16 protein-coding genes and 1 pseudogene are annotated in these 16076 nt (G+C 58.4%); 10 read left to right on the top strand and 7 right to left on the bottom strand.

Annotated features, from left to right (window positions below; genetic code table 11):
* The first annotated feature begins 39 nt into the window (after positions 1-39).
* On the top strand, positions 40-747 hold the full coding sequence (locus CAL20_RS13110) for a GntR family transcriptional regulator (protein WP_094821583.1): 708 nt from the start codon (positions 40-42) through the stop codon (positions 745-747).
* Between the two features lie 73 nt (positions 748-820).
* On the opposite strand, the gene yihU is transcribed toward CAL20_RS13110, so the two are convergent.
* Together yihU and pcaC are read right to left on the bottom strand one after the other, a co-directional pair.
* A complete protein-coding gene (gene yihU / locus CAL20_RS13115) occupies positions 821-1774 on the bottom strand; it encodes a sulfolactaldehyde 3-reductase (RefSeq protein WP_094838067.1) in 954 nt (317 codons plus the stop codon).
* Positions 1775-1855: 81 nt separating this feature from the next.
* On the bottom strand, positions 1856-2266 hold the full coding sequence (pcaC, locus tag CAL20_RS13120; RefSeq protein WP_094821585.1) for a 4-carboxymuconolactone decarboxylase: 411 nt from the start codon (positions 2264-2266) through the stop codon (positions 1856-1858).
* Between the two features lie 126 nt (positions 2267-2392).
* On the opposite strand from pcaC, the gene CAL20_RS13125 reads away from it, so the two are divergent.
* Genes CAL20_RS13125 through CAL20_RS13145 form a run of 5 tightly spaced genes read left to right on the top strand, consistent with a single transcriptional unit; the run spans position 2393 to position 6765 of the window.
* Positions 2393-3214 (top strand): N-acyl homoserine lactonase family protein, encoded by an 822-nt coding sequence (locus CAL20_RS13125; protein WP_094838068.1) that lies wholly within the window; start codon positions 2393-2395, stop codon positions 3212-3214.
* Positions 3211-4002, top strand: a complete 792-nt coding sequence (locus tag CAL20_RS13130; protein WP_094838069.1) for an SDR family oxidoreductase — start codon at positions 3211-3213, stop codon at positions 4000-4002. Before CAL20_RS13125 ends, CAL20_RS13130 begins: the two co-directional genes overlap by 4 nt.
* A 33-nt stretch (positions 4003-4035) precedes the next feature.
* Positions 4036-4953, top strand: coding sequence for an NAD(P)-dependent oxidoreductase (locus tag CAL20_RS13135; protein ID WP_094838383.1), 918 nt, complete (start codon positions 4036-4038; stop codon positions 4951-4953).
* On the top strand, positions 4950-5750 hold the full coding sequence (locus CAL20_RS13140) for an SDR family NAD(P)-dependent oxidoreductase (RefSeq protein ID WP_094838070.1): 801 nt from the start codon (positions 4950-4952) through the stop codon (positions 5748-5750). The genes CAL20_RS13135 and CAL20_RS13140 overlap by 4 nt, the downstream gene beginning before the upstream one ends.
* A 37-nt stretch (positions 5751-5787) precedes the next feature.
* Positions 5788-6765: a Bug family tripartite tricarboxylate transporter substrate binding protein gene (locus tag CAL20_RS13145; protein ID WP_094838071.1), complete on the top strand. Its 978-nt coding sequence runs from the start codon at positions 5788-5790 to the stop codon at positions 6763-6765.
* Positions 6766-6794: 29 nt separating this feature from the next.
* Here CAL20_RS13145 and CAL20_RS13150 read toward each other — a convergent pair whose 3' ends face one another.
* Together CAL20_RS13150 and CAL20_RS13155 are read right to left on the bottom strand one after the other, a co-directional pair.
* The gene (locus CAL20_RS13150) at positions 6795-7409 is read right to left on the bottom strand and encodes a hypothetical protein (protein ID WP_094838072.1); all 615 of its coding nucleotides are present in this window, start codon (positions 7407-7409) and stop codon (positions 6795-6797) included.
* A gap of 162 nt (positions 7410-7571) precedes the next feature.
* Positions 7572-8117 (bottom strand): glycoside hydrolase family 19 protein, encoded by a 546-nt coding sequence (locus CAL20_RS13155; protein ID WP_143277065.1) that lies wholly within the window; start codon positions 8115-8117, stop codon positions 7572-7574.
* 217 nt (positions 8118-8334) lie between these two features.
* On the opposite strand from CAL20_RS13155, the gene CAL20_RS13160 reads away from it, so the two are divergent.
* From CAL20_RS13160 to CAL20_RS13180, 4 genes are all read left to right on the top strand, one after another.
* Complete coding sequence (locus CAL20_RS13160; protein WP_094838074.1) at positions 8335-8751, top strand: hypothetical protein; 417 nt, start codon at positions 8335-8337, stop codon at positions 8749-8751.
* Positions 8752-8819: 68 nt separating this feature from the next.
* Positions 8820-9950 (top strand): hypothetical protein, encoded by a 1131-nt coding sequence (locus CAL20_RS13165; RefSeq protein ID WP_094838075.1) that lies wholly within the window; start codon positions 8820-8822, stop codon positions 9948-9950.
* 106 nt (positions 9951-10056) lie between these two features.
* Positions 10057-12348 carry a tail fiber domain-containing protein gene (locus CAL20_RS13170; RefSeq protein ID WP_094838076.1) on the top strand — a complete coding sequence of 764 codons (2292 nt, stop codon included), beginning with the start codon at positions 10057-10059 and terminating at the stop codon, positions 12346-12348.
* Positions 12349-13014: 666 nt separating this feature from the next.
* Entirely contained in the window at positions 13015-13560 is a 546-nt protein-coding gene (locus CAL20_RS13180; protein ID WP_218830711.1) for a Hint domain-containing protein, read from the top strand.
* A gap of 48 nt (positions 13561-13608) precedes the next feature.
* Here the strand turns inward: CAL20_RS13180 and tnpC are convergent.
* The 3 genes and pseudogenes from tnpC to tnpA all read right to left on the bottom strand — a co-directional run bounded on the left by tnpC (position 13609) and on the right by tnpA (position 16051).
* Positions 13609-15172 (bottom strand): annotated as a pseudogene (tnpC, locus tag CAL20_RS13185) (IS66 family transposase).
* Positions 15173-15314: 142 nt separating this feature from the next.
* Entirely contained in the window at positions 15315-15647 is a 333-nt protein-coding gene (tnpB, locus tag CAL20_RS13190; protein WP_094838079.1) for an IS66 family insertion sequence element accessory protein TnpB, read from the bottom strand.
* Positions 15644-16051 carry an IS66-like element accessory protein TnpA gene (gene tnpA, locus CAL20_RS13195; protein ID WP_094838080.1) on the bottom strand — a complete coding sequence of 136 codons (408 nt, stop codon included), beginning with the start codon at positions 16049-16051 and terminating at the stop codon, positions 15644-15646. The genes tnpB and tnpA overlap by 4 nt, the downstream gene beginning before the upstream one ends.
* Positions 16052-16076 lie beyond the last annotated feature (25 nt).

Consider the following 16076-nt stretch of genomic DNA (forward strand, 5'->3'; position numbering starts at 1 on the left):
GCGCTCGAACATGCCCTGGATACCTTTTGCATTACGCCCATGACTGCCCACGTAGAGCCACAAGACGATTTCAAGGTCCAACGCGTCGCTTCAGTACTGAGGCACAGCGTGACAGAGAACATTCGCAACGCCATCCTGGTCGGGCGGTTCCGGCCCGGTGAACGATTACCCGAGCGTGACCTGTGCGAGATGACCGGCGTGAGCCGGACTTTGGTCCGCGAGGCCTTGCGCCAGCTGGAATCCGAAGGCCTGATTCTCGTCATTCCTCACCGCGGTCCAGTCGTCGCCCGCCTCTCGCCTGAACAAGCGCGCGGCATCTACCAAGTCCGCGAAGAACTCGAAGGCCTGGCCTGTGAGCTTTTCGCCGAGCACGCCACGCAAGCGCAACTGACGGCGCTGCGCAAAGCACTCGAAGCGCTGAAACGCACCCTGCCCAAGGGTACCGCCCTCCAACAATTAGCTGCGAAAAACGCCTTTTATCAGCAATTGCTGGATGGCGCCGGCAACGAGGCGCTGACCAACAGCCTGCATCTGCTGAACTCTCGCGTCATGCTGCTGCGCTCGACATCAATCCAGGCGCCTGGACGCTCCAAGCACAGCATCGCCGAGTTGACCGAGCTGCTGCAGGCACTAGAAGCGCGTGACGGCAAGGCCGCCCGCGCAGCGGCGCGACGTCACGTACGCAATGCCGCCGACGTCGCGATCAAAATCCTGCAGGAATCGCTACAGTCCGAGAGCGCGGACTAACCAAGCGGATTAACAGAGCCTATACCGTTCAGGGTCCACGGACGATGATCGCCCTAAAAACCGCTGGCGCCACTCAACGAGCCGCCGACTTTCCAAAGGGATCCGCATTCACCGGGGTATCCACGGTATACGGCAGGGCTTCAGGCAGCCCCGCGAGACTGCGCATCAAGGGATAAATAGCGCTGTAGTCCTGCCCGCCCCTGCCCTGCGCCCGCGCCGCGGTATACGACTGATACGCGGCGCTACCCATCGGCACGCACGCACGGCTGCGCGATGCCAACTCCAGGGCCAGACCCAGGTCTTTATGCGCGAGATCGACCTGAAAACCCGCCGACAGGTCACCCCGCAGCACCTTGTTCGGATACGTGATATTCATGTGGCCCTGGCCCGCGATAGTCCCGCGCATCACCTGCAACGCCAGCTCCACACTCAGCCCGCAGGCCTCGGCCAGCGTCAATGCCTCGGCCGTCAAGGCATTGAGTGAGATCCCCATGAAGTTGTTGATCACCTTCACCCGCGAGCCGCCGCCTACCTCGCCGCAATCAATGATCTGATTGCCCATGCAGAGCAACGCCTCCTCTGCCCGGGCCTTGTCGGCGGCCGCGCCACTGGCCAGAATCAGCAGCGTCCCACGCTCGGCCTCCATCGCAGAACGCCCCACCGGGGAATCCAGCATCCGCAGGCCACGCGCTGCCAACACCGCGGCAATGCCCTCCGTCTCGTGCGGCAGGATGGTCGACATATTGATCAGCAGCGACGCCTCCGAGAGCGATTGCAACGCGCCTTCGGGGCCCTCCAGCGCGGCGCGAATGTGAGCCGCCGTCGGCAGCATCGTGATCACCAACCCTGCATCGGCCGCAGCCTCCCGCGCACTCGCTGCCCGCTTGCCGCCCGCCTGCACCAGCGCTTCCAGCGCCTGCGGATTCAAGTCATATCCCGTCACCGCAAATCCGTTCTTGACGAGATTGCGCGCCATCGGCAGGCCCATCGCCCCTAGACCGATAAACGCAATCGACTCATTCTTCATATTCGTGTCTCCTCGTTATGGCGTGCCGATCGTTTCTCGCCACCGGCACACACCTGACATATCAGCATCCGCGGCTGTGCTTTACGGTAATGCGCCTTCCTTTTCCATCTCGGCGATCACCTCACGCGCCGCCTTCATCGCGTCCAACGAAGCCGGCACACCGCAATAGATAGCGGCCTGCAGAATCACCTCGACGATCTCTTCCTTCGTCACGCCGTTATTGACCGCGCCACGCATATGCAGCCGCAACTCGTTCGGCCGATTCAATGCGATCAGCATCGCCAGATTGAGAAAACTACGGGTCTTGCGCTCCAGCCCGGGCCGGGTCCACACATCCCCCCAGCAGTACTCCGTCACCAGCTTCTGCAGCGGGGCGCTCATGTCGTCGGCCCCATTGAGCGACTTGTCGACATAGGCGTCACCCACAACAGCTCGACGCACCTCCAGCCCCTTTTGGAACTGCTCGGATTGGAATTCGGGCCTCAATGCCATGATATTTTTTCTCCACGGATGAAATGCGGCGCCGGACCATCCTCTTGCCACCGCATGATGTATTACTATAATACAATCCTATTGTATTTGAATAAAACCGACACCTCGACCAGGAGGAGACATACCTTGGACTACGCCCCTTTCAGCGTGTACGCGATTCGCTACGCGCGCCATTCCGGCCGGACTTCATCCGACAACTATCTAGGCCACGTTGATTTCCACGATGCAGAGTCCGACCTGGACTATTACGTCTGGGTCCTGCGCCGTGACGACGAGATCTATCTGGTCGACACCGGCTTTGGCGAAACAGCCGCACAGCAGCGAGGCCGCGAACTGTTCATGCGTCCCGCCCAAGGGCTAAAGCTGCTGGGCATAGATGCCGCTCAAGTCCGCAACATCATCCTCACCCACCTGCACTACGACCACGCGGGGACGCTGGCCGACTTCCCCAACGCCACCTTTCACGTTCAAGACGCAGAGCCCACCTATGCCACCGGGCGTTGCATGTGCCACGGCGCATTGCGCCATCCCTATGACGTCGAGGACATCGTCGAGTACGTGCGGCGGCTCTATGCAGGCCGTGTCACCTTTCACCAAGGCAGCAGCGAACTCGCCCCTGGCTTGTCCGTGCATCTGGTAGGCGGCCACACCGCCGGCCTGCAAATCGTGCGCGTGTGGACCAAGCGCGGATGGGTCGTGCTGGCCTCGGACGCCACCCACCTATACGGAAACATCGGCAACAACGCCCCCTTTCCCGTCGTCTATAACGTAGGCGACATGCTCGAGGGCTATCGCATCGTGCGCAGCCTCGCCGATTCCGAGGACCACATCATTCCCGGACACGATCCGCAGGTCATGCAACGCTATCCCGCGCCCTCGCCCGAGCACGCAGGCCAGATCGCGCAGCTCGACGTCACGCCGACCAAGACTGCCGGGGACGCCGCATGAGCTCACCGCTAAAAGGCCGCCATGCACTCGTGACGGGCGCAGAAGCCGGCCTGGGATACGCCATTGCCGATCAATTGGCATCCGCCGGTGCATCCGTCGTGATGCATTGCCTCGCAGCCAACGACCAAGCGCGCCACGCCCGCGACACCATCGCAGACCGCCATGGCGCCCACGTCGAGCTCTTGCAAGCCGACCTGCGCGATGTAGACCAGATTGAGGTCATGACCGCACAGGCATTGGCACGATTTCCCCGCATCGACATCCTGGTCAACAACGCCGTGATCCGGCATTTCGAGCCGGCCCATCAACTGCCTCGTGAACACTGGGATGAGGGGTTGGCCGTCAATCTCTCTGCCCCGTTTCACCTGGCACGACTCACCCTGCCCGGCATGCTCGCCCAGCGATGGGGCCGCATCATCAACCTGTCCTCCGTCTATGGCAGCGGCGCAGCACCGAATCGCGTGGGCTACATCACCACCAAGACCGCGCTGCTGGGCATGACCCGCGCCCTGGCCATCGAAACAGCCGGCAGCGGCATCACCTGCAACGCCGTCGCGCCCGGCACCGCCCCGACGCCCGCCATCGTCAGCAAGATTGCCGCCATCGCCAAACAGTCGGGCCAAAGCATCGAGGACGCCGAGCGCGAGTATCTCGCCGCACGCCAGCCCACCGGCCGTTTTGTGGCCCTGGAAAACGTGGCTGCCCTGATTTGTTTTCTCTGCGCCGATACCGGCAGCGATATCACCGGCGCGACGCTACCCATTGATGGCGGCTGGACAGCCGCTTGAACCCCTTCCCCTTTTGTGCGAGTGAAAAACATCATGACGACGGAAAAACATCTAGGCTTTGTCGGCATCGGCCGCATGGGCACCCCGATGGCAGAACGGCTGCTCAATGCCGGCTACACCCTGACCATCTACGACACCCAGCCCGAGGCCTTGCAGGCCCTGAAAGACAAAGGCGCGATCATCGCAGAGTCGCCCAAAGCCGTGGCCGATAGCGCCACCACCGTACTGGTATCGCTGCCCACCCCCGATATCGTCATTGCCGTGGCGCTCGGCGAACAAGGTCTGGCGCGCGGCAAAGCCGTACGTACCGTGATCGACCTATCCACCAGCGGCTCCGCCGCCGCGCGTACCCTGGCCGATGGCCTGGCGGCTGCCAATATCCAGAGCATCGACTGCCCCGTCAGCGGCGGCGTCACAGGCGCCACGCGTGGCACTTTGGCTCTGATGATTTCCGGTCCGCGCGAGCGTTTCGAGCAGTTGCAGGACATCTTCAACGTGCTGGGCAAGCCCGTGTACGTTGGTGAAAAACCCGGCATGGCCCAGACCATGAAAGTCATCAACAACCTGATCTCCGTCACCGCGCTGAGCATCACCTCCGAACTGATGGTGATGGGTGTCAAGGCGGGCCTCGATCCGGACGTCATGGTGCAAATCATCAACTCCGGTTCAGGCCGCACCAACGCTTCTGAGGACAAAATCCCGCGCTTTGTGCTGACGCGCAGCTTTGACTTCGGTTTTGCAATCGGCCTGTCCACCAAAGACGTGCGCCTCTGCCTGGAAGAAAGCGAGCAACTCGGCGTACCGCTGCGAGTCGGCGACGCCGCGCGAAAACTCCTCAACGATGCCCGCGACAAACTCGGCAGCGATGCCGACCTGACCGAAATCATTCGCTACGTCGAAGACAGCGCAGGCGTACAAGTCCGCGGCAAAGCGGCAGCGGGTCAGGCATGAGCACGGCGACCGGCGTTGCCGTCATCACCGGAGGCGCCAGCGGCATCGGCGCCGCATGCGCACGACGTTTCGCGGCCCGGGGGCTGGCCGTAGCCATCCTGGACGTCACGCAGGAATCGGGCGAGGCACTCGCCGCTGAACTGCACAGCCAGGGTGCCCGCGCCTGCTTTTATGCCTGCGACGTCGCCAATGCCGATGCGGTGCAGTCCTGCGCCGACACCATCAGCGCGGACCTGGGTGAACCGACCGTACTGGTCACCTCCGCCGCGTTGATTCCCAATACCGAATCCGTGCTGGACATGGCCCTGTCGGCACACGACCGCATGTGGCGCGTGAACTACCACGGCACCGTGCACGCATGCCGCAGCTTCGGCGTACGCATGCGTGCGCAGGGGCATGGCAACATCGTGACCATCGGCTCCATCAACAGTCTGCACCCATTGCCCCTGCCCGCCTACAACCCGGGCAAGGCGGCGATCGCCCGTCTGACGCAAATCCTCGCCCAAGAGCTCGGGCCGCATGGCGTACGTGTCAATAGTGTTGCCCCCACCTACGTCATGACCCCTGCCCTGCAGGCCAGAATCGACGGCGGCCAACGCGACCTGGCGCAGATGATGTCTGTGCATGCATTAGCGGCATTACCCGTGCCTGATGACGTCGCCAACGCCGTCGCGTTTCTGTGTTCCGACCAGGCCAGCCTGATCACCGGTGTGCTATTGCCAGTGGATGCCGGCTGGAATAGCGGCGTCAGCTATCGCACCTACGCCGGCGGCGTTCCGGCTACCAGCATTCCATAAGCCATCACATTACAAAAACAACACAGGAGACTTTCTCATGCGCAGCATTCTCAAGGCAGTCGCGCCAACGCTGGCCATCTGTTTCGCTGCACTCGGCGCTAGCCACGCCGAGGCCGCCTACCCCGACCGCCCGGTCAAGGTCATCGTCCCCTTCGCCGCCGGCGGTGGCGCGGACATCGTCGCACGCCTCGTATTTAAAGGCGTCAGCGAACAACTGGGCCAGCCCTTCATCATCGACAACCGCGGTGGCGCTGGCGGCATCATAGGCACCGATGCAGTGGCCAAAGCCGCCCCCGACGGATACACCCTGCTGCTGGGGCAAAGCGGCCCCAATGCGATCAATCCCTCGGTCTATAGCAAACTGCCCTATGACGCACGGCGGGATTTTGCGACTATTACGCAACTGACCAGCTATCCCTACGTCGTGGCGGTGAAGAAACAACTGCCCGTCAACACCCTGGCAGAGCTGATCGAACTCGCCAAACGTCAACCTCGTACATTGACCCTGTCCACGGCGGGCCAAGGCAGCTCTGCGCATTTGGCGGTCGAGCTGTTCATGCGTCAGGCTGATATTTCGCTGATTCCCGTGCCTTATAAAGGCGCAGGACCTGCCCTGCTCGATGTCGTGGGTGGTGTCGTGGACATGACGTTTGGCGACGCTGCATCGGCGTCGAAACAGGCGCAGGCGGGTAATGTAAAGGCCGTGGCGGTGACGGGTGCGCGCCGCTCGCCATTGCTGCCTGATGTGCCTACCGTGGCCGAGGCAGGCGTTCCCGGCTATGAGGCCTCTGCGTGGCATGGCGTATTGGCGCCACGCGGCACGCCCGAGCCTATCATCCAGACGCTGCACGCCTCCATCGTCAAGGTCCTGGCCGATCCGGCATTAAAGGAGCGTCTCGCGCAGGACGGCATTGAAACCGTGGGTAGTACACCGGAGGAATTCAATCGCTCGCTACAAGCGGAGATCGAGAAATGGCTGAAAGTCGTGAAGGATGCGGGAATCAAGCTGGAATAGCAGGTGCTGAGGTCGCCATCAAGGCGTCCTCAGTCCTGGCGTCTCAATTTGTGGACAGGCGCGCTGCAATACAGTTGCTCCAGACTGTACTTGGCGCGCGGGCCGGCGCAATCAGAGCTGCTGGCGGCCAAAGTCAGTGCGGTCAGCACCAGCGCGATGGCGAACAGGATTGCGCCGAGCGTTGAGATTGCGGAAACAATATGGTGACCCAGGGCATCGCGGCGCAAACGCCGAGTTGGCTCGCCCTGCGCAAAAGCATCCTGCAGCCGACGCGCGCGCTGCTGAAACAGCGATTGGCGCATTTGCAGATTGAAGACGCCACATAAAACCGGCAGCAGAAAGCCCACAATCAACACACAGAGGCCTGTAGCGCTGAGGATTCTCAACTCGCCCAAAGCGACGATGCCAGCGATACTGGCCAATGACAGCGTCGAAATCAGCTTTGCCAATTCCCGTTCCGCCGCTAATGCATTTTCCTGGGTCTGCCACCACAACTCGAACTGGCGTTGCCCCCAACCTAGCGCAGGGTCGTCGGGCAATGCCGAATCGCGCTCGTTGTCCTGTTGGACGTAAACGCTGAGTTTGCCCATACCGTAGGCGACGATGCCTACGAGGATTGCCGTTATTCCTGTTGCGAGCGTCATGCTGGCTTTCCTGGAAATCGTCGGCGAATCCGGTGAGGGACATATGCCAGATGCAACAGCTGGCACTACGCCGACCTTTACTGAATTGTCTAACAAAAGTCCGCAGCTTGCAGGCAGAGTGATTTCTGATGCAATGATTGTGCGCCCCAATGACGGTCAGCGTCACACTCCCAGTGCCATGCACGCCGCTGCATACCTGCGGTTCCGATCGCTCCATCCGTTAGGCAGACCCCTGACATTCCTGCCATTGACCCGTATGGACAGACGCAAAAAATCGCCGCTATCGGCGATCTCGTTGCATCCATTATTCAGCCACCACCAGCCGCTGCCTCTGGCGGCGTCCACGGCGCGTTCGAGCCATTCTGGATGGGTCACGTAGTCAACGTCCAGCCCATTCGACACCGCGCGATAGTTGGCGCGGCCAGTGATCTGGATCAGGCCGCGCCCCCGGTATCGGAATCCGTCGCCGGGGTGGGTGTTGCCCAGGCTAGTTCGGCCCTCGTAGCGCCGCTGCGCGGCTGTGGGGCCCCATATTTCACGGGTGCAGGTGAACCCGCATGATTCGTGGCCCAGGGTGGCGATATACATCGCGGCGCGCAGGGGTGAGATGATTCCGAACTCCATCATGGATTGTTCGACGGGGTGGTACCAGCGGGTAGCTCGATGCGGGGGTAGCAAGGCGGCCTTTGCGAAATCGGATTTGCGCATGGGGGTTAGGTGCGTTGGTGGGGTTATGGATTGGCTTGAGGGTGTAGTGACGTAATATGGGATTACGTTCCAATGCTTTCCACGCAACCACTCGCCTGGTCTTTCCACCTGGCTGCCGAGTCAGCCCAAGCCCACATTACCCGTTACGCACCTGACACGCTTCGGTGCTATAACTGGCCTAATCTGGATCCGCAACGAGTTCTATCGGGAGGCTGAAATGGCTGATGATGCACTACGAGGTGATCTTGCAAATGCGACCGATCCTGCAAAGGGAGCGGCGTTGGTGGGATATGTCAACCGAGACGTGTATTCTCGGCTTCAAGACACCCTTTCGATCAAAGACTTCGGTGCCATCGGAGACGGCACAAGCCGGCCTCTAAGCTCCAAATTCGCGTCTTTAGCTGCAGCTCAAGCCGTCTATCCGCATGCGACTTCGCTCAACCAACAACTGGACTGGGCGGCATTTCAACTTGCTATTAACACGGGGAAAAGCCGCGGTGGTATCGCGGTGCATTGCGTAGACCAAGGCCACATCTGGATGATGGGTTCAGACAAACTCACATTTGGAACAGCCGCCAAAGATATTTCTTTTGACTGCGTGGCAGCACGATCAAGTTTCAGCGATACGGCATAGGCGGAAACCTGTTCGAAGCCAATGCACCCGATGGCATCGTATTTCGTAATCTCAAGCTCGATGGTGGAATGCTGGGGCTCGATGGAAATGCCCCAGCGACGGGCGGACAAGGCTTCTCGTTCAAAACCCCTAAAAACTGCATACTGGACAATATATCGATCGTGAACACCAGAGGCTTTCAAGTCCTGTGGTATGCAGATCGAGACAACAATCAAGCCTATAGCAACTATCTAATCGATGTACGAACCGATGGTGCCAGCCTGACTTCGGCAGGGCTGCTGTTCGCCAACCTGTACGCATCATACATGGTGCGGCCATATGTCCGAGGAATCGTTAAACAACCCGATACTACCGGCTATGCCATTGACATCAAGAATCGCTGTGTCGATTGCGGCGTTATTGACTTCCTGACTGAAGATTGCTACCTCGGAATGGTGATTTCCGACGATCGATCGGGCATCCCAGAAGGTGAGGATCTGCGCGGAAAAGGAGCGCAGAACACGAGAATTACTGGCACAGCTAATCGCTGCAAGAGCGCATTCTCCACCAACTTGGCTATTGGAACCACCGCGAGCATCCAGGCCGTCAGTTGCGGCAGTGCATCGACCGAGGAAAATATCGCTGCCATCACTATTGCAGGCTTCAACAGATTCTGCAACTACGACCTCCATATTCGGGAGGTGCACGCTGACGCTCCTGTGATACGAAATGGTAGTGAATACCAAGTCTTCAACATCCAGTTTTATGACAACAGCGGTACTCCACTTTATCTTGGGTTAGCAGGCTCTTATTACTCAGAAATTAACGTGATGGGCGGCCCTAACCGAAGCAGCGGGCTGTTCAATATGTGGTCCAAAATCACGCCATTCGACATCGAGGATGCACGGACCATCCCTCGATATTTGGACATGAGAGACGTACCATCTCCCATATACGCGAGCGGAGTATGGCGGTCAGCGCTGAATTTTCTGCTACCAGGAGGTAGCCGAGGTGCCAACCAATTTTCAGTAAGGGACAACGGCAATATCTACATGCAGACGCTCGGCACCCCGCGACTTTCATATCGGCAGTCATCAAACTCCTGGGTGTTTGACAACGGGGTCCCGGCTGCTGCCGACGACGCGGCAGCGGCCGCAGCTGGAATTCCTGTAAACGGGATTTATCAGACAGGTGGTGTATTGAAAGTGCGAATCACCTAGCCAATACGATTGGCGGGTCTTTTCGAACTTCGGCTGAACTAGCAACACCTCGAACCAGCTTGATCGCTGGTTATCACATCAACGGAATTCGCCAATGGAGGCTTGAATGGCTGATGACGCATTGCGCAGTGATCTTGCAAACGCTACAGATCCCGCAAAGGGCGCCGCATTAGTTGGATATTACGGTGGCACCGGGTCATCGCCCAATGACACCGTGTTTGACCAACTGAGCAGCACGCCGTTAAGAATCGAGGCCTACGGAGCAGTAGGTGACGGCGTTACAGACGACACTGCAGCTTTTCAAGCTGCCTATGCTGCGCTAGCTACGAGCCCTCGACCCTTATGGCTCGAGCAGGGCAAAAACTATCTGGTCACGCAGCAACTTGTTCCGCTACCTCCGAGTGTGATCCTTTACGGTAACGGTTCGACCATTACTTATGCACGGTCCGATGGGAGCAGGAACACGCAGTTCAGCTTCGGCAACTACACCCGTGTCCTCAACCTGACACTGCACGTTCCCAGCGGGTTTGTCATTCGTCGATTTGCGTCATTCGGCGAGGGAGCCTCGGCCGACGGGCTCATTATCTCCAGTGCAGATCAACAGCCCCTCGGAGAGGCAAACCAAGACGCATGTATCTGGGCGTTCCGCAATAACGTTCGTCTGCGTAACCTGCAGATCCATAACTGGGAACTTCCGATCAGGCTTTACCACCCGGATTTCATTCCAGACAATGTGGAAATTGAAGGATTCAAGATCACGTCCTATGGAAAAGGCATCATCTTTTCGAGTGTGACCAATTCCCGAGTCCACGCTGGCTCCTTTGTCGGAAAATCCCCTAACGCGGGGACAAACCCAGGCTACAACGCCATTGGTGGCGCCCCCGGCAACGGATGCAGTATTTCGGACATCTACATTAACGAATCCGGTGAACATGGGATCTATTTCTCCAATCCCGCTGCGCAACCTCGCGGGCTCAGGATCAGCAACATCACATTGGAGAACACAGGCCAATGTGGGATAAAGGTCCGCGGATATCACGCATTAAGTATTAACAGTATCGTTGTCAATGATTGTGCGACCGGCAACCTTACGGGCTCGAACGAGGATGGCCTTCGGCTAGAGCAATGCGTGGATGTGCTCGTTTCCGGCTATCGCGTTATGAAGACCCTGAAGGCACAATCCTGCAACGTAGGTGCCGTGATAGCCGGATGCTCGAATGTCTACATCAATAGCTTTTATGTTGATACCCCTGCGGCGAACGGAACGGACATCACGACTCAACTCGTCGTCGATAAGGAAACCGGAACCTCGACGCCCTACCCTTGCCACGACATCTACTTCAACGGATTCACCGTCCGAAACTCGGTCGGCCCTTGCATCAATGTCCGCGATAGCTCCGATCTCGGCATCGGAAACATCCATGTCTCCGGGTCGGACATCGACTCCCCCGCGAGCAACATCATTACAGTCGATGTTCCCTCTCCTCTGACTGGGCCTATCTCGGTCAATGGGGTGGCCAGAACCAGCAATACCTACGTCAACAACGTAAACAACACTCCTGGCATCAATGTAAGCCTACTCGCAAAAGACGCGACGCAGAATATTGGGCTCGTGAATCGAATGGCTGTCCTCGACCTGAACAATTTTGTGCCTGGAAATAGCGGAGGCTCCCTCGGAACCTTGGCGCTGCGTTGTGCAGGAACCACCGGCCAGGACAACTACGGAGGGTCGATTTCATTTCGAGGGATCGGCGTAGAGCGCCGTAAAGCTGCCATTGCCTCAGTGCAGAACGGCGCCAACGCTAGCCAGACCGGCATCGCTTTCCTGGCGACTGATGCTTCAACCATCGCAACAGACGAAGTTTTTGAAATTGCCCGCATAACAGGTGGAGGCTTTCGCCCTGGCGTAGACAATAGCCGTCAGCTTGGATCTGCAGCGTACCGCTGGTCTGAGGTATACGCGGCAACAGGTGCTATCAATACATCTGATGCGCGATTAAAGACGCAGGTAACGCCGCTCTCCTCCGCAGAGATCGCATGCGCGCAAGCGTTGGCTCGCGAAATCGGATGGTATCAATGGCTGCAGCAAATTGCTGACAAGGGATCCACAGCCCGCCGTCATTTTGGTATGACAGTTCAGCGCGCAATTGAAGTGTTTAGATCTCACAATCTGGATCCATTTGCCTATGGAGCGATCTGCTATGACGAGTATGAGGCTGAGCCCGAGGTGAAGTATGCCGATGAAGAGACCGGGAAAGACATCGTCGTACGCCCGGCCAGGCCGGCCGGTGATGTCTATTCATTCCGTTGGGATGAGCTTGGCGCGTTTATCATGCGGGGGATCGTGGCAGCCCAGGATGCACTAGAGTCGCGTGTAGCAGCGTTGGAGGCAAAATAAGATTATTCGGGGCCTACTAATGGCCCCGCTTTTCATTTAGGCGCGTACACTGTAAGCATAAAAAAACCTGGGGGCACCGAAGTGTGTCTCTCGTTGAGCACGCCGTAGATTCTTCTTGAGGATACGACGATGGACCAGAACGATGATAGAACGCGGGATTCCGATCAATTTGGCCTAAGTGCCGATGAGCTGGCGGCTTTCGCGGAGGCCGCCGGGATTGAGGAAATCGAACCCACAGCCTTGATGGCATTCGCTTTGTCGATAGCCGAGGAATGCGCTGAAATCGGAGACCGTTACTCGTTGAACGGGCGCAATTGTGGGGACGAAATACGGGCTCGATTTGGACTAGGTTAACTACACCGTGGAAGTTAGCCGAGTTCTAGCGTAGGGGGCTCCCGGAGGATACTGACGAATAGGCATGCCGCAGTCATTCCTATGACGGGATCCTGCGCCAAAACACGGTCCAGAGTCCTTCCGAGTTCTCAGCAAAGTTACTTAATAGATTTCATGCCGCCTTTGACGCCGGCTCGATAAACAAGCCTTTCGCGCGCGCCGCAATTCGTTTGCGAATGACGGCGATTTCAAAGCTCACGGAGCACGGCCGTGTAACAATAAATGACTGGACGCTGCGAAATTAATCGGTTAAACCCCTGAAAATTGCGATCAATGGCAAAAATCTTTACCGTCGGGAGATCAATTATGGTCAGTTTTACAGGCTCATACCTCTACTACTTAGATCTACAAGAAGACGGCCAACTCGTCGTCACACACAAGATTGGAGCCGCGACCACTACAGTAGTCGGCGACAACGATGATTTTTTTCGGGCTGACGAAATGGTGCGAATTACTCAGCACTATAACGACCTCCACGGCGCTCTCAGGAAGACTTTCGGGTTTACCGACGATGGCATCCTCTACGCTGAGCTTGATGAGGGTGCGGAGGAATTAAGTTATATCTATGGCCTGGCGACCACTAACGCGGACTATGAAATCGGTCAGACCATCTCATATCACACAGAGCCGTCTCTTCCGGAGTCCGCGCCACCATGCTTTGTCAATGGGACGCTGATCGAGACGGATCGGGGGCCGGTGCCCGTCGAGTCGTTGGCCGTCGGTGATAGAGTCATGGGCAGCTCTGGTTTGCGCACAGTTAAGTGGATCGGTTGGCGTAACTATCATGCTCGATCGTTGCGTACACCCCATCAACGTTAGCGTCCGGCCATCCCATATTGACACGCCCGCATAAGCGGGCGTTGCTGTTTATGGTGTTTGCGGTTGCCAGTTATGCGGCAGTAATTGATCGATCCGGCTGGCCGGCTGCGTAGGCAGACGCGTGAGTACGTCTTTGAGATAGGCATACGGATCGTGCCCATTGAGCTTGGCCGATTGAACCAGCGTCATCACAGCAGCCGCCCGTTTGCCTGCACGCAGCGATCCCGCGAACAGCCAATTATTCCGGCCCACCGCAACCGGTCGGATCTGCCGCTCAATGTGGTTGTTGTCGATCGGCAACTGCCCATCATCTAGATAGCGCGTGAGCGCACTCCAGCGTTTAAGGCTGTAATCGAAGGCTTTGGCGGTGGCTGAGCCGTCGGGAACGCGGGTGCGTTGCTCTTGCATCCAGAGGTGCAGCGCGTCGGCCAGGGGTTTGGATCGTTCCTGACGTATTCGCCTTCGAGCATCGATATCCTAGTCCTTGACCTGGCGTTCAACCTCATAGAGTTGACCGATATGCTGCAGAGCTTGCTCAGCTAACTGACTCTTACTCGCGGCATGCAGCTCGTAGAATTTGCGCCGCGCATGCGCCATGCAGCCGACCTCGGCCATGCCTTGAGTAAAGCAGGCTTTATAGCCCGAGTAGTCGTCACAGAGTAGACTGCCTTGCCAGTCCCCCAGGAAGGCGCGAGCGTGTTCACCAGCACGGCCTTGCGTAAAGTCGTAGATCACCGCCTTCAGTGATTCGAAGGCACCAGGTGCATAGGCCCAGAGATAGGCTCGATGGGTCTTTTTGCTGCCAGGCTGGAATTTGCACCGGCGTTTCGTCGGCATGCACCACGCGATGCGCGAGAATCGCCTGACGCAAGGCGTCCACCAAGGGTTGCAGATGAACGCCGCAGGTTCCCACCCATTCGGCAAGCGTTGAGCGAGCCAGCTTCATGCCCGCTCGCTCGAAGATCGCCTCTTGCCGGTACAGCGGCAGATGGTCGGCGTACTTGGCCACCAGAACGTGAGCCAACAAGCCGGTAGTGGCCATGCCTTTGTCGATGACATGGGCTGGTACCGGCGCCTGCTTTAGGGTGGCGCATTGTTTGCACACCCATTTGCCGCGGATGTGGCGCTCTACGCTAAACAATCCCGGTGTGTAATCCAGCTTCTCCGAGACCTCTTCTCCGATGCGCAACAACTCGCATCCGCACTGGCAGTGCGTGCTATCGGGCTCATGGCGGTATTCGGTGCGGGGCAAGTGCTCGGGTAACCGGGCACGCTTGGGGCGGTTGGCCGGTCTGGATAGGGGCTGGCCGCTTAGTATCTCTAGTTCAGTCTCAATGGCCGCGATGTCCGTACTGACGGTCTCATCCAGCAGATTGCCTTGTACCCCTGAGAGCTGCTCGCCTTTTTTACCGAATTGATAGCGACGCAGGCTCGCGATCTCGTGGGTCAACTGCGCGATCTTGGCGTCCTTGTATCGGATCTCGTCCTGGTAGACCGTTTGCGCTTGTGCCTGACGCACTGTTAATTGTTCAAGCTCGGATCGCGTCTGCTCGAGCGCCTCGCGCTCGGCCAGCACCTCGAGCAACAGCGTGCGCAAGGCGGGCGCATCCATGGTGGCAAGGTCGGGCATCGGCGGCGTAGTCATGGCCCTAAGTGTTACATGACTGAGGCACCTACGCCATTGGCGCATGCCCCGATGGCATAACGCGGCAGTTACGTGCCAAGTAAAAGTGAGTCGCCAGAATCCAGCCTGATCAGAGAACGTCAATCACGCCGTTAGGCCCGATACGGTGCCACGGCAGACCTATGACCAAGGCCTGCAGTTGTTCGTCGCTCAACATGAGCTGCGCCTCGCCCGAACGAGGCCAAGTAAACCCGCCCTGGTGCAACCGTCTGGCCGCCAGCCAGACGCCCAGCCCATCGTGTACCAACACTTTTAAACGGTTAGCTCGACGGTTGGCGAACAAATACGCGTGGTGTGGCTGTGCAGCACCGAAGACCTTTACCACTCGGGCCAGTGCCGTGTCAGTACCCGCGCGCATATCCATCGGCTCGACGGCCAGCCAGATCTGGTCGATACGGATCATCGAGTGACTTCATTTAGCCACGCAGCACATTGCTGCGCGTGGCTCAGTGGCCATTGAATCGAGACGATTAAATCGCCACGTTCAAGCTTGATCTGGATCGGTGGTGAAGGGGCCTGTGACGCCGGCTCGATAGGTTTGTTCATCGAGGCCGGCACGGCAATGAACTGGGCCGCGACATCACGTTGGATCGGCGAGGGTGTTGTGCTGACATCGAGGTCACCATAACGCTCATGTTCCTGGATCCAACGGCGAACAAGATTCGCGTTGATGCCGTGATCCCGGGCAACCGAGGCCACGGAGATGCCACGCTGCTGACAATAGGCAACCAGTTCGGCCTTGAATTGGGGATCATATCGCCGCCGCCGTGACGCCGGACTGACTTCAAGAGGTTCTGAAGAGTGCATTGCTCCACCTATATAAATGGAGACT

Origin of the sequence: Bordetella genomosp. 4, from assembly GCF_002261185.1 — a bacterium.
Classification (GTDB): Bacteria; Pseudomonadota; Gammaproteobacteria; order Burkholderiales; family Burkholderiaceae_B; genus Bordetella_A.

What these genes read in the sequence shown, in the direction of transcription:
- CAL20_RS13110 (WP_094821583.1), top strand. Translation starts at nt 40, where the DNA reads ATGACTGCCCACGTAGAGCCACAAGACGATTTCAAGGTCCAACGCGTC.
- yihU (WP_094838067.1), bottom strand. Translation starts at nt 1,774, where the DNA reads ATGAAGAATGAGTCGATTGCGTTTATCGGTCTAGGGGCGATGGGCCTG.
- pcaC (WP_094821585.1), bottom strand. Translation starts at nt 2,266, where the DNA reads ATGGCATTGAGGCCCGAATTCCAATCCGAGCAGTTCCAAAAGGGGCTG.
- CAL20_RS13130 (WP_094838069.1), top strand. Translation starts at nt 3,211, where the DNA reads ATGAGCTCACCGCTAAAAGGCCGCCATGCACTCGTGACGGGCGCAGAA.
- CAL20_RS13135 (WP_094838383.1), top strand. Translation starts at nt 4,036, where the DNA reads ATGACGACGGAAAAACATCTAGGCTTTGTCGGCATCGGCCGCATGGGC.
- CAL20_RS13140 (WP_094838070.1), top strand. Translation starts at nt 4,950, where the DNA reads ATGAGCACGGCGACCGGCGTTGCCGTCATCACCGGAGGCGCCAGCGGC.
- CAL20_RS13145 (WP_094838071.1), top strand. Translation starts at nt 5,788, where the DNA reads ATGCGCAGCATTCTCAAGGCAGTCGCGCCAACGCTGGCCATCTGTTTC.
- CAL20_RS13150 (WP_094838072.1), bottom strand. Translation starts at nt 7,409, where the DNA reads ATGACGCTCGCAACAGGAATAACGGCAATCCTCGTAGGCATCGTCGCC.
- CAL20_RS13155 (WP_143277065.1), bottom strand. Translation starts at nt 8,117, where the DNA reads ATGCGCAAATCCGATTTCGCAAAGGCCGCCTTGCTACCCCCGCATCGA.
- CAL20_RS13160 (WP_094838074.1), top strand. Translation starts at nt 8,335, where the DNA reads ATGGCTGATGATGCACTACGAGGTGATCTTGCAAATGCGACCGATCCT.
- CAL20_RS13165 (WP_094838075.1), top strand. Translation starts at nt 8,820, where the DNA reads ATGCTGGGGCTCGATGGAAATGCCCCAGCGACGGGCGGACAAGGCTTC.
- CAL20_RS13170 (WP_094838076.1), top strand. Translation starts at nt 10,057, where the DNA reads ATGGCTGATGACGCATTGCGCAGTGATCTTGCAAACGCTACAGATCCC.
- CAL20_RS13180 (WP_218830711.1), top strand. Translation starts at nt 13,015, where the DNA reads ATGGCAAAAATCTTTACCGTCGGGAGATCAATTATGGTCAGTTTTACA.
- tnpB (WP_094838079.1), bottom strand. Translation starts at nt 15,647, where the DNA reads ATGATCCGTATCGACCAGATCTGGCTGGCCGTCGAGCCGATGGATATG.
- tnpA (WP_094838080.1), bottom strand. Translation starts at nt 16,051, where the DNA reads ATGCACTCTTCAGAACCTCTTGAAGTCAGTCCGGCGTCACGGCGGCGG.